This window comes from Cupriavidus sp. 207A1 (assembly GCF_057798955.1).
In genome coordinates this window covers 19,002-40,291 of record NZ_JBYOJO010000015.1, presented here as the reverse complement: position 1 = coordinate 40,291, position 21,290 = coordinate 19,002, and the positions used below count along the sequence as shown (strand labels likewise).

The window sequence follows — 21,290 nt, the reverse complement described above, 5'->3', positions numbered from 1 at the left end:
GCATGCCGTGCGGGCAGGGGCCGCAGTGGACCGCTGGCGCGGGCGGCTGCAGCATGGGCCCGGCATGCCGGTCAGGATCAGCCGATGACGAACAGCGGCTGGCCGTATTCCACCGCCTGGCCGTTCTCGACCAGGATTTCCTTGATGACGCCGGCCTTGTCGCACTCGATCTCGTTGAGCAGCTTCATGGCTTCGATGATGCAGACGGTCTGGCCTTCCTTGACCGTGTCGCCGACGTTGACGAAGGGCGCGGCGCCCGGCGACGGGGCACGGTAGAAGGTGCCCACCATCGGCGAGGTCACCACATGGCCGGCGGGAAGCTGCGCAACCGGCTCGGCAGCCGGTGCTGCGGCGCTGGCCGGGGCGGCCGCGGCCTGCGCGGCGGCGGGCAGGGCCTGCATCTGCGGCATGGCCATCGGCGCGGCGATGACTTGCGGCGGTTGCTTGACGATGCGTACCTTGCCGTCGCCTTCGGTGACTTCCAGCTCGGAGATGCCGGATTCGGCCACCAGGTCGATAAGCGTCTTCAGCTTGCGCAGGTCCATCTTTTTATCCTCCTGAATCGGGTTTTCCGCCGCTGCCCGGGACGGGCCGTGGCGGAACAATCGTTGTGCCGGCCACCGGAAATCCGCACCCGCCGTGCCGAGGCACGCCAACGGGCGCAGGCCGCCGGGCGGCGCGCGCAGGTTGTCGAAAAAATCCTTGTGGGGGTTCAGCTCCCCGAACTCTCGGGTGGAGGCTGCTCCTGGCCCAGTACATAGTCCAGCGCCAGCAGGTAACCCTGCCAGCCAAGCCCGCAGACCACCCCGACCGCCACGTCCGAGAAGTACGAGTGGTGCCGGAAGCTTTCGCGCCGGTGCACGTTCGACAGGTGCACCTCGACGAACGGGATCGCCACGCCGGCCAGCGCATCGCGCAGCGCCACGCTGGTATGCGTATAGGCAGCCGGGTTGATGAGGATGAACTCGACCCCTTCCGCGCGGGCGGCGTGGATGCGGTCGACCAGCGCTCCCTCGTGGTTGGACTGGAACGTCTCCAGCGACGCGCCGGCTTTCGCCGCGCGTTCGGACAGGGCCGCGTCGATATCGGCCAGCGTGGTGTGCCCGTAGGTCTCCGGCTCGCGCGTCCCCAGCAGGTTAAGGTTGGGCCCATGCAGGACCAGCACCTTGCGGTAGCGGGGTGAGCGACGGATAGAGCGGGATGCAGTCACGGCGGCTCGACCAGATCAACGAAATTGCGCGGAGATTACCGTAGCTTAGAGGGATTTGTCTAGCACGGGATACAGGCCTCGGCGACCCCTGCGCGCTCTTGGCGGCCCTTTGAGCACTTTCGCACCAAAGTACTCCGCAGCCGAGACAAATCCATCAGGAAAGCCGAAATTCCCCGATGTTCGCCGATGAAGTGAATCAAGTGCGCGGCAGCACGGCACGCAATTCGTCCGCGGTGACGCGGCCCATCTTGCGATACTTCACCGAACCGTCCGGATTGATGACGACGGTATAGGGCAGGCCACCTGCGCTGTTGCCGAAATTGCGGGACAGCTCGGTGCCGGCGAAGCCAGCCACGGCCAGCGGATACGCAACCGGTACCTTCTGCGTGAACTGCTGGATGTTGGCCGCGGAATCGATACCGATGCCGACAAATTCCACTTGGCGATGCTTGAACTCCTCATGCAGGGCGGTCAGTTCCGGCATTTCCTCTACACAAGGTCCGCACCAGGGGGCCCAGAAGTTGACCACCACGGTCTTGCCGCGCAGCTTGCCAAGATCGAGTTCCGTGCCAGCCGGGTCGGGCAGCCGCGACTGGAACAAGGTTTCCACGGCCTGGTCATTGGCTGGCTTGGGCGAAAAAACGAAATGCCCGGCCAGCGCGCCGGCGGCACAGGCAATCACGGCGACAGCGATCCACAACCAGAGGCGGGAGCGGCGGGCGGGCGGGGCGATGGTTTCAGTCATGGAATGGCTGGGGACCGGTAAAGATAAGAAGGGCTTCAGGCGTTGCCAGCGCCGTCAGCGGCATCGAGCAGGGCTTGCACGGCCTGCACATCGGCGCGTACGGCGCGCCCGGAGGCGTCTGCCCGCATGGCGCCGCGTTCATCGACCGCATCATACAGGGCTATATGGATGCCCACTGGCGCACCCAGTTCCGCGCGGACCTCGCCGGCCAGCAGACGCGCCTCGCGGCGGTCGGGCCACTGGCCTTTCCACAGGAAGCTGAGGGTTTCGACCTCGCCACGGCCGCCGAAGTGGCGGCTTTCGCTGGTTTCGAAGTCGACCCCGGCATTGATCAGGTGCAGCGCGGCATCCTTGGCGCTGTCGCAGAAGCACTGCAGATAGATATCGGAGTGCTCCGTGGCGGTGCCATTGAGCACCGCGCCGACCAGGTAAGGCCGGAACGGCGCCAGGTCTTGCATTGCCATCACCGCCAGCCGGCGCAGCAGCGCCAGCACGCGCGGCTGGCTGTCGGCGTGGAACAGCGCCTGGTAGGCGCGCACCTCGGCCTCGACCTGCTCGTTGTCGGGCAGCCATTCGCCCGGCACGCGTTGTTCGCCCAGCACCTGGCGCGCTGCCTTGCGCTTGGCGGTGGCGTAGTCGGCACCGTCCTCGGCAATCATGCGGGCGGCGGCCTGGGCGATTTCCTCGCGCAGGCGGGTGGGGTCTGGGGCGGTACGTCGGTTCATGCCCCATGATACCGGAGGCGTATGCCGCCGCGCGCGCTGCCGCAGTGCAGCGAAGGGCGCTGGCGCTCGGGTACAATCGGAGGCTTCCTGCCCGGCCGCCGCCGCGCCGCAAGGCTCCAACCCAGCCGCCGCGCCGCCGGGCCCGAATCCCCACGCCTGCGGGCTTCAAGTCTTTCCGGGAACCCATGCATATTCATATCCTTGGCATCTGCGGCACCTTCATGGGCGGCCTGGCGGTGCTGGCCAAGCAGGCTGGCCACCGCGTCACCGGCTGCGATGCCAACGTCTACCCGCCGATGAGCACCCAGCTCGAAGCCCAGGGCATCGAACTGATCGAGGGCTTTGACCCAGCGCAGCTGTCGCTGAAGCCGGACCTGTTCGTGATCGGCAACGTGGTCTCGCGCGGCAATCCGCTGATGGAAGCCATCCTCGACCGCAACCTGCCTTATGTGTCGGGCCCGCAATGGCTCGGCGAGCACGTGCTGGCGCGCAAGTGGGTGCTGGCGGTGGCCGGCACGCACGGCAAGACCACCACCACCTCGATGCTCGCCTGGATCCTGGAGGATGCCGGCTACAACCCCGGCTTCCTGGTGGGCGGGGTGCCGCAGAACTTCGGCATCTCGGCGCGGGTGACGGAATCGGACTTCTTCGTGATCGAGGCCGACGAGTACGACACCGCGTTTTTCGACAAGCGCAGCAAGTTCGTCCATTACCGCCCGCGCACGGCTATCCTCAATAACCTGGAATACGATCACGCCGACATCTTCCCGGATCTGGCCGCGATCGAGACCCAGTTCCATCACCTGGTTCGCACCGTACCGGGCCAGGGCCGGATCGTCGTCAATGGCGTGGAAGAGAGCCTGGCGCGCGTGCTTGAGCGCGGCTGCTGGAGCGAAGTGGAGCAGTTCGGCGTCGGCGACTGGCGCGAGAGCGACGCCGCCGGCAGCGAGGCGGCGCCGGGCAAGGACGCATTCGATGTGTGGTTCGGCGACGCCGTCGAGGGCACGGTGGTGTGGGACCTGCAGGGCACCCACAACCGCATGAACGCGCTGGCCGCGATCGCCGCCGCGCGCCATGTCGGGGTGCCGGCCGCGCAGGCGATCGCATCGCTGTCGCGCTTCGCCAACGTCAAGCGCCGCATGGAGGTGCGCGGCGTGGCCGGCGGCGTCACGGTCTACGACGACTTCGCCCACCATCCCACCGCGATCCAGACCACGCTGGACGGGCTGCGCCGCCGCGTCGGCAATGCCCGCATCCTGGCGGTGCTGGAGCCGCGTTCCAACACCATGAAGCTGGGCGTGATGAAGGCGCAGCTGCCGGCCAGCCTGGAGCAGGCCGACCTGGTGTTCGGCTACGGCGCTCCCGCCGGCAAGGACGCGCTGGGCTGGGACCTGGTTGAAGCACTGGCGCCGCTGGGCGCTACGGCGACCGCGTTCCAGGACCTGGGCGCGCTGGTGCAGGCGGTGCGCGCCGCGGCGCGGCCGGGCGACCATGTACTGGTGATGAGCAACGGCGGGTTTGGCGGCGTGCACCAGAAGCTGCTGGACGCGCTGGCCCAGGGCACGGCCGGCTGACCGGACCCGCCATGCTGCTGTATCTGCACGGATTCCGCTCTTCGCCCCAGTCGTTCAAGGCCCAGCTGGTGCAGGCACGCATGCGCGAGTGGGGCGTGGGGCGCTATTACGCCTGCCCCACGCTCAATGTCTCACCGGCGCTGGCCGTGGCCCAGGCCGAGGCGGCGATCCGCGCCGCGCGAGCGGGCGGCGACCAGGAAATCGCCATCGTCGGCTCGTCGCTGGGCGGCTTCTATGCGCGCTGGCTGGGCGAGCGGCACGGCTGCAAGACCGTATTGCTCAATCCCGCCATCCATCCCTGGACCGACCTCGAAAGCTACCTGGGCGAACAGCCGTTGTGGCACGGCGGCGGTTCGGTCACGGTCGAACGCCGCCACCTGCAGGAACTGCTGGACCTGCGCGTGGACACCCTCACCCGGCCCGAACGCTACTACCTGATCGCGGCCACCGGCGACGAGGTGTTGGATTACCGCGAAATGGTCGATGCCTGCCCCGGCGCGAAGATCCGCGTGATCGAGGGCAGCGACCACGGCATCAGCGAGTTTGCCGACTACGTCGACGATGTCCTCGCCTTCTGCGGCTATGGCCCCGGCGGCAAGACGCCGGCCGGCACCGGCGCGGCATGAGCGCGCAGTCCGTGCGCCGCTGCGGCTGGAGCCCGCACCTTGCCTTCGACGCGGCCATCCCGCCCAACCTGCGGCGCTGGGTCACCGGCGATGACGGCTCGCTGACGGCGCGGCTGGTGGCTGCCTCCGCGCGCTTTCGCGTGGCGCGCCTGCTGCAGGCGCCGCAGCGCCCGCTCGCCGACGAATGGCAGGCGCTGGGCCAGCCGGACCGCACCCCCGCGCTGACGCGCGAGGTTCTGCTGATCTGCGACGACATTCCCGCCGTGTTCGCCCACACCGTGGTGCGCCTGCGCCATGCGCGCCGCGACTGGCCGTTCCTGCGCGGCTTGGGCGAGCGTCCGCTGGGCGGGCGCCTGTTCGTCGATCCGGCGGTGCGGCGCGAGCCGTTCCAGTTTGCGCGGCTGCTGCCGCACCACCCGCTGCGCCAGGCCCTGCACCGCGTGCTGCCGGCCATGGCGTCAGTGCCCATGCTGACCGCGCGGCGCTCGGTGTTCCGGCGCGGCGACGGCGTCATGCTCGTGACAGAAGTGTTCCTGCCGGACCTGCTGTCGCGGCCATCCCCGGGGACCGAGGCGGTTCCGCATCCCAAATACATGCGGACGACAGACCGAAGCCCTGTTTCGACACACACTACCGAAACCAAGAAAGAGACCACGAGATGAAACTGCAGGGTCGGGTTGCCATCATCACCGGTGCCGCCGCCGGCATCGGCTTTGCCACCGCGCAGCGCTTTGCCGAAGACGGCGCCATCGTCGTGCTGTGCGATGTACAGGAAGCGCGCGTGCGCGAGGCCGCCGCCAGGCTGGCGGCCACCGGCGCCACCGTATCGGCCTACCGCGTCGACGTGACGCGCCGCGACGAGGTCGACGCCATGGTCGCCGCCGTGCTGGCCGCGCACGAGCGTGTCGATATCCTGGTCAACAACGCCGGTATCACCAAGGACGCGCGCCTGGCCAAGATGACCGAGGCCCAGTTCGATGCCGTCATCGACGTCAACCTGAAGGGCGTATTCAACTGTGCGCAGGCGGTGGCCGGGCTGATGACCGAGCAGGGCAAGGGCGTGATCCTGAACGCCTCCAGCGTGGTCGGCCTGTACGGCAATTTCGGCCAGACCAATTACGCGGCCAGCAAGTTCGGCGTGATCGGCTTCACCAAGACCTGGGCGCGCGAGCTGGGCCCCAAGGGCGTGCGGGTGAACGCGGTATGCCCGGGCTTCGTCAACACCGAGATCCTGCAGACCGTGCCGGACAAGGTGCTGGACGGCATGAAGTCGTCTTGCTGGCTGCGCCGGCTGGCCGAGCCGGCCGAGATCGCCAGCATCTATGCCTTCCTGGCCAGCGATGATGCGAGCTACGTCAACGGCGTGGCGATCGAGGCCAGCGGCGGCATGTCGCTCTGAGCCCCGGCGGGCGGCCGGACCGGGGTGCGGTATCATGCCAGGTCTCAGGCCGGTCCTTGGCGGCGCGGCCGCCGGTGCGCCACAGGCTGCCGGCAGGCCGCCGACAGGCCCGCGCGCCCCGCACCCGTTCCCGTTCGCACGCGTTGATGTCCGGGTGCGCGCGGTGGCACCATTTCTCCCACAGGATCCGCTCCAGCGCTGGCCACAAGGCCGCCCGGCGCGGTTCCGCGCATAGTTGAAAGTACCGATCGATGCAGTTGCTGTTCGAAGAAGGCGGCGAGATCCGCGCCGGCACCGTGCTGAACCAGCAGGGCGAGGCTTACCAGGTGGAGCTGCCGGCCGGCAAGCGCACCAAGGTCAAGTCGCGCGACGTGCTGCTGCAGTTCGCGCAGCCGTCGGCGCCCGAGCTGGTACGCCAGACCGGCGACATGGTGGCCGAGATCGACCTGGACTTCCTGTGGGAATGCGCGCCCGAGGCCGAGTTCGGCTTCGCCGAGCTGGCCGCCGAATACTACGGCGCCGAGCCCGGCGCGGTGCAGCAGGCGGCGCTGGCGATGGCGCTGCACGGCAACCCGGTGTACTTCCGCCGCAAGGGGCGCGGCCGCTACCAGCGCGCGCCCGAGGACCAGCTCAAGGCTGCGCTGGCCGCGCTCGAGCGCAAGCGCCAGCAGGCGCTGGTGCAGGCCGAGTATGAGGAACAGCTGAAGGCGCTGACGTTGCCGGAATCGTTCCGCAACAAGGTGCTGCAGTTGCTGTTCAAGCCCGACAAGAACAGCCTCGAATACAAGGCCATGGACGCGGCCTGCACCGCGCTCGGCATGTCGCCGATGCGGCTGATGGTGGCCGCTGGCGGAGTTGCCAGCGCGCGCGCGCTGCACGAGGCCAAGTTCCTTGCCGAGTGCTTCCCCAAGGGCACGGGCTTTCCCGATACCGACGTGCCCGAGCCGCCGGCCGACCTGCCGCTGGCCGAGGTCGAGGCGTTCTCGATCGACGATGTCACCACCACCGAGATCGACGACGCGCTGTCGGTAACGCAGCTGCCCGACGGCAAGCTGCGCATCGGCATCCATATCGCCGCGCCGGCGCTGGGCATCCGCCGCGGCGAGCCGCTCGACGCGATCGCGCGCCAGCGCCTGTCGACGGTCTACTTCCCGGGCGACAAGATCACCATGCTGCCGGACCCGGTGGTGGAGCGCTACACGCTGCAGGAAGGCCGGGTTTGTCCGGCGCTGTCGCTGTACGTGACGGTGGACCCGTCGGTGTGGCTGATCACCGGCAGCGAAACCCGCGCCGAGATGGTGCCGATCGCCGCCAACCTGCGCCACAACCTGCTCGACGATGTCATTACCGAGGCCTCGCTCGCCGAGGGCACTGGCGACTACCCGTTCCGCGAGGCGCTGACCCGGCTGTGGCACTTTGCCGGCTACCTGTACGACGAGCGCCAGAAGGCGCGCCTGGCCAGCGGCCTGCGTCCCGAGACCCACAACCGCGCCGACTTTAACTTCTATCTCGACGACCAGGCCGACGGCAGCCAGCGCGTGCGCATCGAGCAGCGCAAGCGCGGCTCGCCGCTGGACAAGATCGTGGCCGAGATGATGATCCTGGCCAACAGCACCTGGGGCAAGCTGCTGGCGGACCATGGCGTGCCCGGCATCTACCGCACCCAGAAGGCATGGGGCATGCACCGCACGCGCATGCAGACCTACCCGGCGCCGCACGAAGGCCTGGGCGTGGCGCAGTACGCGTGGAGCACCTCGCCGCTGCGCCGCTATGTCGACCTGGTCAACCAGTGGCAGATCCTGGCGGTGGCCCAGCATGGTGTGACCGCCAAGCTGGTGGCGCCGTTCAAGCCCAAGGACGCCGACCTGCTGGCCGCGGTGGCCGACTTCGAAGGCACCTACGCCGCCTATGCCGACCACCAGTCGACCATGGAGCGCTACTGGTGCCTGCGCTGGCTCAAGCAGGAAAACCGCGAGCGCATGGTGGCCTCGGTGCTCAAGGAAGGCGCGGTGCGCTTTACCGAGATCCCGCTGGTGACGCGCGTGCCCGAACTGGTGCAGGCGCAGCGCGGCACCCAGGTGCTGCTGGAGATCGGCGAGACCGACGAGATCACGCTGGAGGTCTCATGCCGGGTGCTGGAGATCTTTGCCGGTGAAGGCGAAGTCCCCGAGGAAGAGCTGGAAAGCGACGAGGAAGCCGCTGAAATGTCTGCCGAAGCCGCAGCCGAGGCGGCGGCCGAGGAAGCCGCCGAGCACGCCGCGGGCGTGCCGGATCAGCAGCCGGCCGAAGCGGACGGCGACGCCGGCGGCGAGGCGTCGGGCGAGCGCGACACTGGCACCCCGGCGGCCGGCTGAAGCCTTCGGAAATCCGCGGGGCTCCCTTACAATGCGGGTCTGATCCGGGGCCCGCTGCCCCGCTCTGCCAGCCGGCACCGGCCATAGCGCCGCGCTGGTCTCCCGAGCCCTCATCCATCCATCGTGAACGCCACTCTTGCCGCTTCCCGCCCCTGGTGGCATGCCAGGTGGCACAACAGCAGTATGCTGGCCCGGGCGCTGGCCATTTCCGTGGCCGTGCACGCACTGCTGCTGATGGTGCGGGTGGCCGCGCCGGAAGTGTTCGAGATCAAGCGCAGCGACGCCGCGCTGGACGTGGTGCTGGTCAATGCCAAGTCCGCCCAGAAGCCGCGCAACCCGACCGCTTTGGCGCAGGCCAACCTCGACGGCGGCGGCGACCATGACCTGCAGCGCGCCACCACGCCGTTGCCGGCGCAGACCCTGACGCAGGAGGGTGACCTGGTGCGCCAGGTGCAGCGCCGCGTCGAGCAGCTGGAACAGGAGCAGCAGCGCCTGCTGACCCAGACGCGCGAAGCCGCCCCAGCGGTGCGCAACCAGCCGCTCAAGCCGGGCGAGAAGCGCCAGGACACACCGCAGCGCGGCCAGGACGAGCGCACCTCGGCAGACGAGATGGCCAGGCTGGAAGCCGAGATCGGCCGCAACCTGGAGCACTACGCCAAGCGGCCCAAGCGTTTCCAGCTGACCGCCACCAGCGCGCAGGCGGTCGACTACGCGCAGTACTACGACCGGCTGCGCCGCAAGATCGAGGCGCGCGGCACCACGGACTTCCCGCAACGCAACGGCAAGCCGCTCTACGGCCAGCTGATCCTGGTGATCAACGTCAACCGGCAGGGCAAGCTCGGCTACAACCGCGATGGCTATAACGTCGATGCCATCGACGTGGTCAAGAGCTCGGGCGATCCCGCGCTGGACCGCCAGGCGGTGGCGATCGTGCGCGCGGCCGCGCCGTTCGGCGCCTTTACCGCGGAGATGTCGGCGCGCCAGGACATCCTCGAAGTCATATCCACTTTCAAGTTTTCGCGCAGCGGGCTGGAAACCCGCTTGCAGGCACGCTGATGACATCCACTGACCCTTCCCAAGCCAGCACCGACCACTATGTGGTGATCGGCAACCCGGTCGCGCACAGCCGTTCGCCGGCGATCCACGCCGCCTTCGCGCGCCAGACCGGCGAGGCCGTGCAATATGACCGCCTGGAGGCGCCGCTGGACGGGTTTGCCGACACCGTGCGCCAGTTCTTCGCCGACGGCGGCTACGGCTGCAACGTCACCGTGCCGTTCAAGCTCGAAGCCTATGACCTCGCCGACCGCCTGACCGAGCGCGCCGAGGCCGCCGGCGCGGTCAATACGCTGTGGATCGAAGAAGGGCTGATCCATGGCGACAACACCGACGGCATCGGCCTGGTGCGCGATATCCAGGACAACCTCGACACCCTGATCGAAGGCAAGCGCGTGCTGCTGCTCGGCGCCGGCGGCGCCGCCATGGGCGCGATGCTGCCGCTGATCGAATGCCGGCCTTCGCGCATCGTGGTGGCCAACCGCACCGCATCGCGCGCCAGCGACATGCTCGAGGAGTTTGTCGAGGCGGCCGACCAGTATGGCGTCGAGCTGTGGGGCGGCGGCCTCGATGCGCTCGAGGGCCTGTCCGAGGACGAGGCCGTCGACGTGGTGATCAATGCCTCGTCGAGCAGCCTGCATGGCGAAGTGCCGCCGGTGCCCGAGTTCCTGCTGGGCGAGGGCGTGCTGGCCTACGACATGATGTACGGCGCCGAGCCCACCGTGTTCCTGCAGTTCGCCGCACGCTGCGGCGCGCGCGTGAGCGACGGCCTGGGCATGCTGGTCGAGCAGGCCGCCGAGGCCTTCTATATCTGGCGTGGCGTGCGGCCCCGCACCGCGCCCGTGCTGGCCGAGCTGCGCGCCGCGCTGCAGGCCGAACCCAAGGGCTGACCGGGCGCCGCCAGCCGTGGCCAACCGCAACCGCACGGCCAGTGCCGCCCGCACCCACGCGGCGCCGGCGCGCGCCGTCTTCAATCCGGTGCGCTGGCTCGGCTACCTGCTGGGCTGCGTGGTCGCCGGGGTGGTGGCGATGCAGCTGTACTTCTTCGTGCAGATCGCCAGCTGGCAGTACCTCAATCCCGCCACCACCACCTTCATGCGCGCCGAGCGCTGGCGCCTGTGTGGCATCAATGTGTGGAGCTGCGGCCTCGACCGGCAATGGGTGCCATACGACCGCATCTCGCGCAATCTCAAGCGCGCGGTGATCGCCAGCGAGGATGCCGACTTCGTCAACCATCCCGGCTATGAGCTCGATGCCATGCTCGATGCCTGGGAGCGCAACAAGAAGCGCGGGCGCATCGTGCGCGGCGGCTCCACCATCACGCAGCAGCTGGCCAAGAACCTGTTCCTGTCGTCCGAGCAGCATTACCTGCGCAAGGGCCAGGAGCTCGCCATCACGTGGATGCTCGAGTTCTGGCTCGACAAGCAGCGCATCTACGAGATCTACCTGAATTCGGTGGAATGGGGCGAGGGCGTGTTCGGCGCGCAGGCCGCGGCGCAGCACTACTTCCGCACCAGCGCCGACAAGCTCAGCGTGGGCCAGTCAGCGCGCCTGGCGGCGGCGCTGCCGGCGCCCAAGTGCTTCGACAAGAAGGAATACTGCGCCAACGTGCGCGTGAACTTCCGCGCCAAGGCGGGCATCATCGCGCGGCGGATGGGGGCAGCGACGCTGCCCGACTGAAGCCGCCGGACTCAGCTCAGCCACCCCTTGCGGCGGAAATACACCAGCGGGATCGCCGCCGACACCGCCATCAGCGCAATCGCCCACGGATACCCGGCACCCCAGTCCAGTTCCGGCATGAACTTGAAGTTCATGCCGTAGATGCTGGCGATCAGCGTGGGCGGCATCAGCGCCACCGACACCACCGAGAACAGCTTGATGATCTTGTTCTGGTTGATGTTGATGAAACCGACGGTGGCGTCCATCAGGAAGTTGATCTTGTCGAACAGGAACGCGGTGTGGTTCTCGATCGAGTCGATGTCGCGCAGGATCTGGCGCGCCTCGTCCTGCTGCTCGGCCGACAACAGCTGGCTGCGCATCAGGAAAGACACCGCGCGGCGCGTGTCCATCACGTTGCGGCGGATGCGTCCGTTCAGGTCTTCCTCGCGGGCAATGGTTTCCAGCACGTCGGCCGCGGCGGCATCGGTCACGTTCTCGGCCAGCACGCGGCGGCTGGCTTCTTCCAGGCGCTCGTAGACTTCCTCGATCGAGTCGGCGGAGTATTCGGCGTCGGTCGCGTACAGGTCCATCAGCACATCCTTGGCATTGCGCACCGAGCCCGGGCGCATGCGCGCGCGCAGCCGCACCAGGCGGAACACCGGCAGGTCCTCGTCGTGGATGGAGAACAGCACGTCCTTGGTCAGCACGAAGGCGACGCGCACGTTGCGCGACACCTCTTCCTCGTCGAGCAGGAAGTCGGTGCGGATATGGATGTTCTCGTCCTCGCCCTCGAAATAACGCGCGGACGCTTCCAGGTCGCCCAGGTCTTCCAGTTCAGGAAGGGCGACGCCATAGGCTTCCTTGATCCAGTTCAGTTCCTCGTCGTCGGGATTGACGACATCGATCCAGATCGGCTTGTGCTGCAGCAGCTCATTGCGCTCGTCGACCTGCTCCTGGGCAAGCCGGCCTTTTTGCAGGACGAACAGGTTGATCATCCCCGGGATTCCTTATTGCTGATTGCGACGAAAAACAAAGACAAGCGCGAAGACAAGCGCAGGCGGCTCGCCGCATTCCCAGGTATTGCGTCATGCCCCGTCATGGCCGCGCGGCGTGCCGCGCAAGGCCGGGCCACGGGCAAGCGTGATCGCGCTGTCCCGCGGCTGCGCGGGGCAGGCGGACAAGGCGATGGCGTTTGCCTGGGTTGGCTGGCTAGCCGGGAGAGGGAAGATCCGCCCCGGTGGGCGCGCATGGAGGCGCCGCCGGTGGCACGGAAAGACACTCGCCCGCAGTTCTGACTGCGGGCAAGGCCGACGAAGCGCGGAGCCGGGTGCTCCGGGCGGGTCGTCGTTACGCAGCCCGCAGTGACATGGCATTCGCAGAGGCCGCAGCGTTGCCGCGCCAACTCGAACACCCGATGCTACTGCCCACGTAATTTCTCCGGGATTGTGATGGCCGCGAGTGTAGCCCAACGGAGGGTGGCTTGTTAAGTGAAATCTCCGCGACGGGCGCGCGCCGTTGCCGCTCCGCGACCCCTGGCGCGCCCCGGGGACGTGCCCTGGGGTGTCAGCCGAAAGCGCCACGGAGCCGCCGCCACAGCAGCGGCGCCAGCATCACCGAGGACAGCGCCAGGAACATCAGTACGATCGCGGCGTAGTCCTGCCAGTGCGGCTGCTCGCCCAGCAGCCACATCCCGGAGAACACGCCGACCACCGGGATGAACATGATCGACAGGCTCGACACCACCGGCGGCAGGCTGCGCGCCAGCCCAAACCAGACCAGGTGGCAGAAGGCGAAGACCACCACCGCGTTATAGGCGATCGCGGCCCATTCGATGGCGGTGGGCATGCGCCAGCCGTCTTCCAGCAGCAGCGTGCCCAGCGCCAGGAAGGGCAGCGTCACGGCCAGCATCCAGAAGGTCATGGCACCGATCGGCACGTCGGTCTGGGTGCGCTTCATCAGCTGGGTGCCGAAGCCCCAGCCGGCCGCGGCCAGCAGCATCAGCAGCGTGCCGGCCGGACTGCCGGTCAGCGCGGCGAGCTCGCCCGACAGCAGCAGCACCGTGCCCGCCAGCGCGCAGCCGATGCCCAGCCAGGCCCACGCGCCGATGCGCTCGCGGAAGAACACCAGGCCCCAGACCACCGCCCAGATCGGCATGGTGTAGCCCAGGATGGCGGCGCGGCCCGACGACAGCAGCTTGACCGCGCAGATCGCGAACAGGTGCCAGATCACCATGTTGGGCAGCGCCAGCCGCAATACCGTGCCCCATTCGCGCCGCGGCACGGCCAGCGAATCGCCGCGCAGCCGCAGCGCCACCCCCAGCGCCACCAGCCCGCCGGCCATGCAAAGCAGGCGGAAGCCCATCGCCGGGAAATGCGCCACGCCCACCTTCATGATGGGCCAGTTGATGCCCCAGGCGAGCGTCAGCACCACAAGCAGGAAGAGACCACGGCGATCGAGAGACATGACGGGACGCGGCTGTGCGGGATGCCGCGCATTGTTTTGAGACGAAGCGCAAAACGATAGCACGCAGCGGGTAAAATTGCCGAAAGCGACATATGCTGCAGGGATGAAAGGTTTTCACGCCGCTGCGGCCAACCGCGCCGGCCGAGTCCATCGGCCAGATCGGCCAGGATCGGCCTCACGATGAGACGCCGGCGCCACCAGGACATTCCGAGTACCCATGACTTTCACCGAGCAGCTTGCTGCCGCCTGGCAGCGCAACGATTCCCTCCTGTGCGTCGGGCTCGATCCTGATCCGCACAAGCTTCCCCTGTCCCTGACCGGAGCCGGCGGCGCCATCTTCTCGTTCTGCCGCGAGATCGTCGACGCCACCGCCGACCTGGTCTGCGCCTTCAAGCCGCAGATCGCGTACTTCCATTCGCAGCGCGCCGAAGACCAGCTCGAGCAGCTGATCCACTATATCCACGACGCCCATCCCGGCATCCCGGTGATCCTCGACGCCAAGCGCGGCGACATCGGCTCGACCGCCGAGCACTATGCGCTGGAAGCCTTCGAGCGCTACAAGGCCGATGCGGTCACGGTCAGCCCGTACATGGGCTTTGACTCGATGCAGCCCTATCTGGCCTATCCGGGCCGCGGCGTGATCGTGCTGTGCCGCACCTCCAACCCGGGCGGTTCGGACGTGCAGTTCCTGCAGGTCGACGGCAAGCCGCTATACCAGCTGGTGGCCGAGGCCGCGCGCGAGCGCTGGAACACCACCGGCCAGATGGGCCTGGTGGTCGGCGCGACCTTCCCCAACGAGATCGCGCGCGTGCGCCAGATCGTCGGCGACATGCCGCTGCTGATTCCCGGCATCGGCGCCCAGGGCGGCGACATCGAGGCCACGGTGAAGGCCGGGCGCACCGCCGACGGCACCGGCATGATGATCAATTCGTCGCGCGCGATCCTGTACGCCAGCCGCGAGAAGGACTTCGCCGCAGCGGCGCGCAACGTCGCGCTGCAGACGCGCGAGACCATCAACCGCTACCGCCACGGCTGACCGCCCCCACGCGGCATGAAAAAAACCGCGCCTGCTGGCGCGGTTTTTCGTTTGAGCGGCTTGCGGCGGCAGGGGCTTCAGGCCTCGTTGCGCAGCAACTCCACCAGGCCCCGCATCGCGTGCTCGGCCGCCTGGCGCCGGATCTGCGCGCGGTCGCCGGGAAAGCGCTGGGTTTCGACGATGGTGGTGATGCGGTTGCTCCAGCCAAAGCACACCATGCCCACGGGCTTTTCCGGGGTGCCGCCGTTGGGGCCGGCGACGCCGGTGATCGACAGTGACACTTGCGCGCGGCTGTTCAGCAGCGCCCCTTCCGCCATCGCGCGGGCGACCTCTTCGCTGACGGCGCCGTGATCGCGGATCAGCTTGGCCGGCACCCCCAGCATGGTCGACTTGGCCTCGTTGGAATACGTGACGAAGCCGCGCTCGAACCAGCCCGACGAGCCCGACACGTCGGTAATGGCGGCGGCGACCAGGCCGCCGGTGCAGGATTCGGCGGTGGCCAGCATCAGGGATTTGTCGGCTAGGGCGACGCCGGCCTGAATGGCGAGCTGGTCGAGCAGGCGGCTGACGGACATGATGGGTGCAGGGGTTGTTTGGGGAATCAGTTTGGCGTTCGCGGCTCAGAACGAGCGCCACAGGGCAAACACCAGCAGCGTGTAGAACGCCGCGAAGATATCGTCGAACATCACGCCGAAGCCGCCGCGCAGGCCGGGGCCCTTCAAGCTGCGGTCATAGTGGCCGATCGGCGCCGGTTTGGCGATATCGAACAGCCGGAACCACAGGAACGCGGCGAACTGGCCCCAGAAACCGGTCGGCATGACAAAGGCCAGCACCAGCCAGAACGCCACGATCTCGTCCCAGACCATGCTGCCGTGGTCGTGCACGCCCATGTCGCGCGCGGTGCGGGCGCACGCCCACAGGCCCACGACGAAGCCGCCGGTGATGATCCACAGCCAGGTGGCGGGCTCGATCCACAGCGAAATCACCACGAACGAGAGCCAGGCGTAGAGCGTGCCGACGGTGCCGGGGCCGACCGGCGACAGTCCCGAGCCGAAGCCGAAGGCGATCAGGTGCGCCGGATGCGCCAGCATGAAGCGCGCGCTCGGGCGCGTGACCTTGACGGTCTGGCCGGCTTCCAGGGTCAGGGCGGGGTCGCGCGGCGCGGCCCCGGGAGGGAAGGTGGACATCAAAGTTGGCTCGTGTGATGCGGATACTGCTTATGGTTATGGCCGGCTTGCGCTGCGATGCGTGCGGGACTCCCATGCCCGCGCAGGCGCCGATGCCGGCATCATGACATGCCTGTGACCCGGTGTCAGGGGGCAGCGAAATGGTCGAAGCTGGCGCCCTCGTAGCGGGTCGGGTTGCCGGCGCGGTCGACCAGCCGCAGGCCCGGCTCGGGCGTGATCGCGCCGACGCGCGTCAGCGGCAGCGCCAGCCGCTCGCTGATGGCCGCAATGGCGTCGCGGTGGCCGGCCGGCGCGGTGAAGCACAGCTCATAGTCGTCGCCGCCGGCCAGCACGCATTCGCGCTGGATGGCGTCGGGCTGGCCGGCCAGCACTGCCGATCTAGGCAGGGCGTCGACATCGACCAGCGCCCCCACCTGCGAACGCGCCAGGATATGGCCGAGGTCGCCGACCAGGCCGTCGGAGATATCCAGTGCAGCATGCGCCACGCCGCGCAAGGCCATGCCCAGTGCCACCCGCGGCGTGGGCGCGTCCATGCGCGGCCGCACCTGGCTGAATTCGGGTTCGGGCAGCAGCCATTCGCCGCGGCAATCGCCCAGCGCCAGCCGCGCATCACCAAGGGTGCCCGAGATCCAGATATCGTCGCCGGGGCGCGCGGCGTCACGGCGCAGCGCCGCGCGCAGCGGCACGTCGCCGAATACCGTCAGCGACAGCGTCAGCGGGCCGCGCGTGGTGTCGCCGCCCACCAGTTCGCAGCCGTGTTCGTCGGCCAGCGCCAGCATGCCGCTGGCCAGTTCGGCGAGCCACTCCGGCTCGGCCTCCGGCAAGGCCAGCGCCAGCGTGAAAGCGCGCGGTTCGGCACCCATGGCGGCGAGGTCCGACAGGTTCACCGCCAGCGCTTTGTGGCCCAGCGCGCGCGGCGCCACGTCGGGGAAGAAATGGCGGCCGCTGACCAGCATGTCGGTGCTGATGGCGAGATGGTGGCCGGGACGGCCCTCGACCAGCGCGCAGTCATCGCCCACGCCGAGCGCAGCCTTGCGCACCGGCCGCGTGAAATAGCGGCGGATCAGGTCGAATTCGGAAAGCTGGGCGGGCTGGGCGTTGGACATGGATCGACGGCGTGCCGGGACGGGCGGTGGAGTGACGGCGGGGTTTTGCAGGGGATCAGCGGGGTTTGCCGGCAAATCCCGCAGCACCGCGCGCGGCATCAGCATGGGGCGCGTCGCGCGTTTCAGCAAGATACTGCCGCGCATCACAGCCCTGACCGCCATGCGCTGCGCCACCTTGCCGGCTGGGCGCTACGCTCGCTGGTGTTGCCCGGGAGGATGGGGCATATTGTACCGAATCGCAAAGGTGCCCCAAGCAAAACGCTTATTGTGAAATAGTTTTTCACTATATAAAATGCTGGGTTCCAAAGGAAGAGAAGGGCGGACGCGTGGAGCCGGTCCGCCGATCGTCCCCGCCTTGTCAATGACGGCTCCACCGATTGGAAGATGCGCCGATGACCAGCCCACAGTCCCCGTCCCAAGACGATCTGAAACAGCAGCAGCGCGAGGCGCTGCGCAAAGCGGCGCTCGAGTATCACGAGTTTCCCACCCCCGGCAAGATCTCGGTCACGCCGACCAAGCCGCTGTCGAACCAGCGCGACCTGGCCCTGGCGTATTCGCCCGGCGTGGCCGCAGCTTGTGAAGAAATCGTTTCCGATCCGGCCAACTCGTTCCGCTATACCGCGCGCGGCAACCTGGTCGCGGTGATTACCAACGGCACCGCCGTGCTGGGCCTTGGCGACATTGGCGCCGCGGCGTCCAAGCCGGTGATGGAAGGCAAGGGCGGGCTGTTCAAGAAGTTTGCCGGTATTGACGTGTTCGATATCGAAATCGACGAGAAGGACCCGGAAAAGCTGGTCCAGATCATCGCCGCGCTCGAGCCCACCTTCGGCGGCATCAACCTGGAAGACATCAAGGCACCGGAGTGCTTCTACGTCGAGCGCAAGCTGCGCGAGAAGATGAAGATCCCCGTCTTCCATGACGACCAGCACGGCACCGCCATCGTGGTGGCCGCGGCCATCATCAACGGCCTGAAAGTGGTCGGCAAGGATATCGCCAAGGTCAAGCTGGTGGCCTCGGGCGCCGGCGCTGCGGCGCTGGCCTGCCTGGACCTGCTGGTCGACATCGGCCTGCCGATCGAGAACATCTGGGTGACCGACCTGGCCGGCGTGGTCTACGAGGGCCGTACCGAACTGATGGACCCCGAAAAGGCCCGCTTCTCGCAAAAGACCGACAAGCGCAAGCTGGGCGAAGTGATCGACGGCGCCGACATCTTCCTGGGCCTGTCGGCGGCGGGCGTGCTCAAGCAGGACATGGTCCAGCGCATGGCCGACAAGCCGCTGGTGCTGGCGCTGGCCAACCCGAATCCGGAAATCGCGCCCGAGCTGGTCAAGGAAGTGCGTCCGGACGCGGTGATGGCCACGGGTCGTACCGACTACCCGAACCAGGTCAACAACGTCCTGTGCTTCCCGTTCATCTTCCGCGGGGCGCTGGATTGCGGCGCCACCACCATCACGCGCGAGATGGAAATCGCCGCGGCCAACGCGCTGGCCGAACTGGCACGCCAGGAGCAGAGCGACATCGTCGCCACCGCCTACGGCATCCAGGATCTGTCGTTCGGCCCCGAATACCTGATCCCCAAGCCGTTCGACCCGCGCCTGATCGTCAAGGTGGCGCCGGCCGTGGCCGAAGCCGCGATGAAGTCGGGCGTGGCCGCGCGCCCGATCGAGGACATGGACGCGTACCGCCTGCAGCTGCAGCAGTTCGTGTACCACTCCGGCACGGTGATGAAGCCGATCTACGCCGCCGCGCGCAAGGTCGAGATGGACAAGAAGCGCATCGTCTTCGCCGAGGGCGAGGAAGAGCGCGTGCTGCGCGCCGTGCAGGTGATCGTCGACGAAAAGCTGGCCAACCCGATCCTGATCGGCCGCCCCGCCGTGCTGCAGCACCGCATCGAGCGCTTCGGCCTGCGCCTGCGCGCCGGCGTGGACTTCACCGTGGTCAACCCGGAACACGATGAGCGCTTCCGCGACTATTCCGACGCCTACTACCGCATGATGGCTCGCCAGGGCATCACGCCGCAGTACGCCAAGCTGGAAATGCGCCGCCGCACCACGCTGATCGGCGCGATGCTGGTGCACAAGGGCGAGGCCGACGGCATGATCTGCGGCACCGTCAGCAACACCGCGGCGCACCTGCGCTATATCGACCAGGTGCTGGGCGGCACCAACAAGGTCTATGCGGCGATGAACGGCCTGGTGCTGCCGGGTCGCCAGATCTTCCTGGTGGACACCCACGTCAACGTCGACCCGAGCGCCGAGGAACTGGCCGCGATCACGCTGATGGCCGCCGAAGAGCTGAAGCGCTTCGGCATCGAACCCAAGGTCGGCCTGCTGTCGCATTCGAACTTCGGCTCGTCCGAGGCGCCGTCTGCGCGCAAGATGCGCGAAACCCTCGCCATCCTGCGTGAACAGGCCCCCGAACTGGAGATCGACGGCGAGATGCACGGCGATTGCGCGCTCGACCAGAAGCTGCGCGACCAGCTGGTGCCGGACGGCACGCTCAAGGGCGAGGCCAACCTGCTGGTGTGCCCGAACATCGACGCCGCCAACATCTCGTACAACCTGCTCAAGGTTGCCGCGGGCAACAACGTCGCCATCGGGCCGATCCTGCTAGGCGTGAAGGCGCCGGTGCACATCCTGACCCCGTCGGCGACCGTGCGCCGCATCGTCAACATGACGTCGCTGGTGGTGGTCGACGCCGCCGCCAAGCGCTAAGCCGATTGCCCTGGCCCGCAGCGGGCCAAGGTGACGAAAAGCCGGGTTCGCCCGGCTTTTTTTATCGCCTCGTCCTTGCAGTTAGTATGCGCACACATACGCTTAACATATTGAAACAATTGAAGAAATTGCGCTGCAACAGGGGCGGGATTGATTAATTGCGTGCATGCGCGTAACCTTACGCCTTTGATACAGGCGCTCGCCATGAGCGCCCCGGTGCGGCCGGCATTCCTTGCGCGACACTTTACGCAGCGCAGAGGGGCAGGCCAGGGTGGCCCGGACAGATCGTCTACCCAACCAGCGGCAGGCTCGATTTCCGGTTCAACCAAGACAAGCAACGTGGGTTTCCAAGTTTCTCCGATGCGGCACGCAACGCGCATGCTGGCCCGGTCCCTGACCGGCGCGGCGCTGGTGCTGGCCCTGGCGCAGCCGACGCTGGCACGCCAGGCGCAGACCGAAGGGCTGGGAACCATTGCAGTGCAGCAGTTGCCCAACGAAGCGCGGCAGACCCTGGAGCGCATCGAAGCCGGCGGCCCGTTCCCGTATGACAAGGACGGCTCGAGATTCGGCAACTACGAACGTATCCTGCCGCAAAAGGAACGCGGTTATTACCGCGAATACACGGTCAAGAGCGCCAGGAGCCGGAACCGGGGAGCCAAGCGGATCGTCTGCGGCGGGGAACAGCGCGCCGCCAACGATTGTTACTACACGGAAGACCACTACAACAGCTTCAAACGGATACTCAAATGATGACTGACATTTTCGGACTGGGCGACGCCCTTGCCGCCCGCGAAGAGCGCGGCGCCGGAGATGGCTGGCAGCGGGCTCAGCAGCAGGCCCAGAACCTATACGACAACGTGCTGATGATGCCGAGCCAGGAGCTCATGCAAAAACTCCCGCCCGCGACCGCGCCCGTGGCCATGCCCGCCGGTCCCGGTTGGAACGACGGCACCAGCGAGGGGGCCATGAACCTGTTCAAGACGGTGCGTCCGAACATCGTCCAGTCGATCCGCGCCTTCCGCGTGCCGGAACTGGCCCAGGCCGCGGCCGATCTCGGCCAGCATTTCCTCTATGCCAATTGCGCGCATTGCGCGAGCAAGGCGGAGATCCTGGAAACCATCGCCACCTCGTTCACCTTCCCCAAGCATTTTGGCAAGAACTTCGACGCGCTGGCCGACTGCCTGACCGACATGATCTACAAGGCCGGCCCGCAGCCGGGTTTCGTGATCGTGCTGGAGGGGCTGCCGATCGCGCAGAAGTTCGACAAGGAAGCGCGCGAGGTGCTGCTCGACGTGTTCCGCGACGCCGCCGAGTTCTGGGGCGAGCGCAAGGTGCAATTCCGCGTGTTCTATTCGTTCGCCTGACCGCGCCGGCTGCGGTTCCACGGCATAACAGGCAAAAAGCCCGCTGATGCGGGCTTTTTGCTTGTCGGGCAGGCG

At 67.6% G+C, this 21,290-nt stretch carries 21 protein-coding genes; 12 read left to right on the top strand and 9 right to left on the bottom strand.

Features of this window, described 5'->3' with window-relative positions:
* Nucleotides 1–77: 77 nt before the first annotated feature.
* From accB to AC3FMM_RS24430, 4 genes are all read right to left on the bottom strand, one after another.
* The gene (gene accB / locus AC3FMM_RS24445) at nucleotides 78–545 is read right to left on the bottom strand and encodes an acetyl-CoA carboxylase biotin carboxyl carrier protein (protein ID WP_115681129.1); all 468 of its coding nucleotides are present in this window, start codon (nucleotides 543–545) and stop codon (nucleotides 78–80) included.
* 167 nt (nucleotides 546–712) lie between these two features.
* Complete coding sequence (gene aroQ / locus AC3FMM_RS24440; RefSeq protein WP_116313063.1) at nucleotides 713–1,210, bottom strand: type II 3-dehydroquinate dehydratase; 498 nt, start codon at nucleotides 1,208–1,210, stop codon at nucleotides 713–715.
* Nucleotides 1,211–1,406: 196 nt separating this feature from the next.
* Complete coding sequence (locus tag AC3FMM_RS24435) at nucleotides 1,407–1,955, bottom strand: TlpA family protein disulfide reductase (RefSeq protein WP_115710802.1); 549 nt, start codon at nucleotides 1,953–1,955, stop codon at nucleotides 1,407–1,409.
* Nucleotides 1,956–1,990: 35 nt separating this feature from the next.
* Nucleotides 1,991–2,680 (bottom strand): UDP-N-acetylmuramate--alanine ligase, encoded by a 690-nt coding sequence (locus AC3FMM_RS24430; protein WP_116313062.1) that lies wholly within the window; start codon nucleotides 2,678–2,680, stop codon nucleotides 1,991–1,993.
* Between the two features lie 185 nt (nucleotides 2,681–2,865).
* Here AC3FMM_RS24430 and mpl point away from each other — a divergent pair, with 185 nt between their 5' ends.
* The 8 genes from mpl (at nucleotide 2,866) to mtgA (ending at nucleotide 11,366) form a co-directional block, all read left to right on the top strand.
* A complete protein-coding gene (gene mpl / locus AC3FMM_RS24425; RefSeq protein ID WP_473703814.1) occupies nucleotides 2,866–4,254 on the top strand; it encodes a UDP-N-acetylmuramate:L-alanyl-gamma-D-glutamyl-meso-diaminopimelate ligase in 1,389 nt (462 codons plus the stop codon).
* Nucleotides 4,255–4,265: 11 nt separating this feature from the next.
* Nucleotides 4,266–4,880, top strand: coding sequence for a YqiA/YcfP family alpha/beta fold hydrolase (locus AC3FMM_RS24420; RefSeq protein ID WP_116313060.1), 615 nt, complete (start codon nucleotides 4,266–4,268; stop codon nucleotides 4,878–4,880).
* Entirely contained in the window at nucleotides 4,877–5,542 is a 666-nt protein-coding gene (locus AC3FMM_RS24415; RefSeq protein WP_116313059.1) for a chorismate--pyruvate lyase family protein, read from the top strand. Before AC3FMM_RS24420 ends, AC3FMM_RS24415 begins: the two co-directional genes overlap by 4 nt.
* Entirely contained in the window at nucleotides 5,539–6,279 is a 741-nt protein-coding gene (fabG, locus tag AC3FMM_RS24410) for a 3-oxoacyl-ACP reductase FabG (RefSeq protein WP_115688020.1), read from the top strand. The genes AC3FMM_RS24415 and fabG overlap by 4 nt, the downstream gene beginning before the upstream one ends.
* A gap of 251 nt (nucleotides 6,280–6,530) precedes the next feature.
* Nucleotides 6,531–8,633 carry a ribonuclease catalytic domain-containing protein gene (locus tag AC3FMM_RS24405; RefSeq protein WP_115710797.1) on the top strand — a complete coding sequence of 701 codons (2,103 nt, stop codon included), beginning with the start codon at nucleotides 6,531–6,533 and terminating at the stop codon, nucleotides 8,631–8,633.
* Nucleotides 8,634–8,756: 123 nt separating this feature from the next.
* The gene (locus AC3FMM_RS24400) at nucleotides 8,757–9,689 is read left to right on the top strand and encodes an energy transducer TonB (RefSeq protein ID WP_115710795.1); all 933 of its coding nucleotides are present in this window, start codon (nucleotides 8,757–8,759) and stop codon (nucleotides 9,687–9,689) included.
* Entirely contained in the window at nucleotides 9,689–10,576 is an 888-nt protein-coding gene (gene aroE, locus AC3FMM_RS24395) for a shikimate dehydrogenase (RefSeq protein ID WP_488687597.1), read from the top strand. The genes AC3FMM_RS24400 and aroE overlap by 1 nt, the downstream gene beginning before the upstream one ends.
* An 88-nt stretch (nucleotides 10,577–10,664) precedes the next feature.
* On the top strand, nucleotides 10,665–11,366 hold the full coding sequence (gene mtgA, locus AC3FMM_RS24390) for a monofunctional biosynthetic peptidoglycan transglycosylase (protein WP_115681498.1): 702 nt from the start codon (nucleotides 10,665–10,667) through the stop codon (nucleotides 11,364–11,366).
* A gap of 11 nt (nucleotides 11,367–11,377) precedes the next feature.
* Here mtgA and corA read toward each other — a convergent pair whose 3' ends face one another.
* Nucleotides 11,378–12,340: a magnesium/cobalt transporter CorA gene (gene corA / locus AC3FMM_RS24385; RefSeq protein WP_012353861.1), complete on the bottom strand. Its 963-nt coding sequence runs from the start codon at nucleotides 12,338–12,340 to the stop codon at nucleotides 11,378–11,380.
* A 568-nt stretch (nucleotides 12,341–12,908) separates the two neighbouring features.
* On the bottom strand, nucleotides 12,909–13,808 hold the full coding sequence (locus AC3FMM_RS24380) for a DMT family transporter (RefSeq protein WP_115710793.1): 900 nt from the start codon (nucleotides 13,806–13,808) through the stop codon (nucleotides 12,909–12,911).
* Nucleotides 13,809–14,025: 217 nt separating this feature from the next.
* Here AC3FMM_RS24380 and pyrF point away from each other — a divergent pair, with 217 nt between their 5' ends.
* Complete coding sequence (pyrF, locus tag AC3FMM_RS24375) at nucleotides 14,026–14,844, top strand: orotidine-5'-phosphate decarboxylase (protein ID WP_018006326.1); 819 nt, start codon at nucleotides 14,026–14,028, stop codon at nucleotides 14,842–14,844.
* A gap of 77 nt (nucleotides 14,845–14,921) precedes the next feature.
* Here the strand turns inward: pyrF and AC3FMM_RS24370 are convergent, their stop codons facing one another.
* The 3 genes from AC3FMM_RS24370 to thiL all read right to left on the bottom strand — a co-directional run bounded on the left by AC3FMM_RS24370 (nucleotide 14,922) and on the right by thiL (nucleotide 17,137).
* Entirely contained in the window at nucleotides 14,922–15,419 is a 498-nt protein-coding gene (locus AC3FMM_RS24370) for a CinA family protein (protein WP_012353857.1), read from the bottom strand.
* Between the two features lie 45 nt (nucleotides 15,420–15,464).
* Nucleotides 15,465–16,031: a phosphatidylglycerophosphatase A family protein gene (locus AC3FMM_RS24365; RefSeq protein ID WP_115710791.1), complete on the bottom strand. Its 567-nt coding sequence runs from the start codon at nucleotides 16,029–16,031 to the stop codon at nucleotides 15,465–15,467.
* Between the two features lie 125 nt (nucleotides 16,032–16,156).
* Nucleotides 16,157–17,137: a thiamine-phosphate kinase gene (gene thiL, locus AC3FMM_RS24360; RefSeq protein WP_115681116.1), complete on the bottom strand. Its 981-nt coding sequence runs from the start codon at nucleotides 17,135–17,137 to the stop codon at nucleotides 16,157–16,159.
* Nucleotides 17,138–17,529: 392 nt separating this feature from the next.
* On the opposite strand from thiL, the gene AC3FMM_RS24355 reads away from it, so the two are divergent.
* From AC3FMM_RS24355 to AC3FMM_RS24345, 3 genes are all read left to right on the top strand, one after another.
* The gene (locus AC3FMM_RS24355; RefSeq protein ID WP_018006329.1) at nucleotides 17,530–19,851 is read left to right on the top strand and encodes an NADP-dependent malic enzyme; all 2,322 of its coding nucleotides are present in this window, start codon (nucleotides 17,530–17,532) and stop codon (nucleotides 19,849–19,851) included.
* Between the two features lie 378 nt (nucleotides 19,852–20,229).
* A complete protein-coding gene (locus AC3FMM_RS24350; RefSeq protein ID WP_115711726.1) occupies nucleotides 20,230–20,601 on the top strand; it encodes a guanyl-specific ribonuclease in 372 nt (123 codons plus the stop codon).
* On the top strand, nucleotides 20,598–21,215 hold the full coding sequence (locus AC3FMM_RS24345; protein ID WP_018006331.1) for a barstar family protein: 618 nt from the start codon (nucleotides 20,598–20,600) through the stop codon (nucleotides 21,213–21,215). The genes AC3FMM_RS24350 and AC3FMM_RS24345 overlap by 4 nt, the downstream gene beginning before the upstream one ends.
* Nucleotides 21,216–21,290 lie beyond the last annotated feature (75 nt).

What these genes read in the sequence shown, in the direction of transcription:
- accB (WP_115681129.1), bottom strand. Translation starts at nt 545, where the DNA reads ATGGACCTGCGCAAGCTGAAGACGCTTATCGACCTGGTGGCCGAATCC.
- AC3FMM_RS24435 (WP_115710802.1), bottom strand. Translation starts at nt 1,955, where the DNA reads ATGACTGAAACCATCGCCCCGCCCGCCCGCCGCTCCCGCCTCTGGTTG.
- AC3FMM_RS24430 (WP_116313062.1), bottom strand. Translation starts at nt 2,680, where the DNA reads ATGAACCGACGTACCGCCCCAGACCCCACCCGCCTGCGCGAGGAAATC.
- mpl (WP_473703814.1), top strand. Translation starts at nt 2,866, where the DNA reads ATGCATATTCATATCCTTGGCATCTGCGGCACCTTCATGGGCGGCCTG.
- AC3FMM_RS24420 (WP_116313060.1), top strand. Translation starts at nt 4,266, where the DNA reads ATGCTGCTGTATCTGCACGGATTCCGCTCTTCGCCCCAGTCGTTCAAG.
- AC3FMM_RS24415 (WP_116313059.1), top strand. Translation starts at nt 4,877, where the DNA reads ATGAGCGCGCAGTCCGTGCGCCGCTGCGGCTGGAGCCCGCACCTTGCC.
- fabG (WP_115688020.1), top strand. Translation starts at nt 5,539, where the DNA reads ATGAAACTGCAGGGTCGGGTTGCCATCATCACCGGTGCCGCCGCCGGC.
- AC3FMM_RS24405 (WP_115710797.1), top strand. Translation starts at nt 6,531, where the DNA reads ATGCAGTTGCTGTTCGAAGAAGGCGGCGAGATCCGCGCCGGCACCGTG.
- aroE (WP_488687597.1), top strand. Translation starts at nt 9,689, where the DNA reads ATGACATCCACTGACCCTTCCCAAGCCAGCACCGACCACTATGTGGTG.
- corA (WP_012353861.1), bottom strand. Translation starts at nt 12,340, where the DNA reads ATGATCAACCTGTTCGTCCTGCAAAAAGGCCGGCTTGCCCAGGAGCAG.
- AC3FMM_RS24380 (WP_115710793.1), bottom strand. Translation starts at nt 13,808, where the DNA reads ATGTCTCTCGATCGCCGTGGTCTCTTCCTGCTTGTGGTGCTGACGCTC.
- pyrF (WP_018006326.1), top strand. Translation starts at nt 14,026, where the DNA reads ATGACTTTCACCGAGCAGCTTGCTGCCGCCTGGCAGCGCAACGATTCC.
- AC3FMM_RS24370 (WP_012353857.1), bottom strand. Translation starts at nt 15,419, where the DNA reads ATGTCCGTCAGCCGCCTGCTCGACCAGCTCGCCATTCAGGCCGGCGTC.
- AC3FMM_RS24365 (WP_115710791.1), bottom strand. Translation starts at nt 16,031, where the DNA reads ATGTCCACCTTCCCTCCCGGGGCCGCGCCGCGCGACCCCGCCCTGACC.
- thiL (WP_115681116.1), bottom strand. Translation starts at nt 17,137, where the DNA reads ATGTCCAACGCCCAGCCCGCCCAGCTTTCCGAATTCGACCTGATCCGC.
- AC3FMM_RS24355 (WP_018006329.1), top strand. Translation starts at nt 17,530, where the DNA reads ATGACCAGCCCACAGTCCCCGTCCCAAGACGATCTGAAACAGCAGCAG.
- AC3FMM_RS24350 (WP_115711726.1), top strand. Translation starts at nt 20,230, where the DNA reads ATGCTGGCCCGGTCCCTGACCGGCGCGGCGCTGGTGCTGGCCCTGGCG.
- AC3FMM_RS24345 (WP_018006331.1), top strand. Translation starts at nt 20,598, where the DNA reads ATGATGACTGACATTTTCGGACTGGGCGACGCCCTTGCCGCCCGCGAA.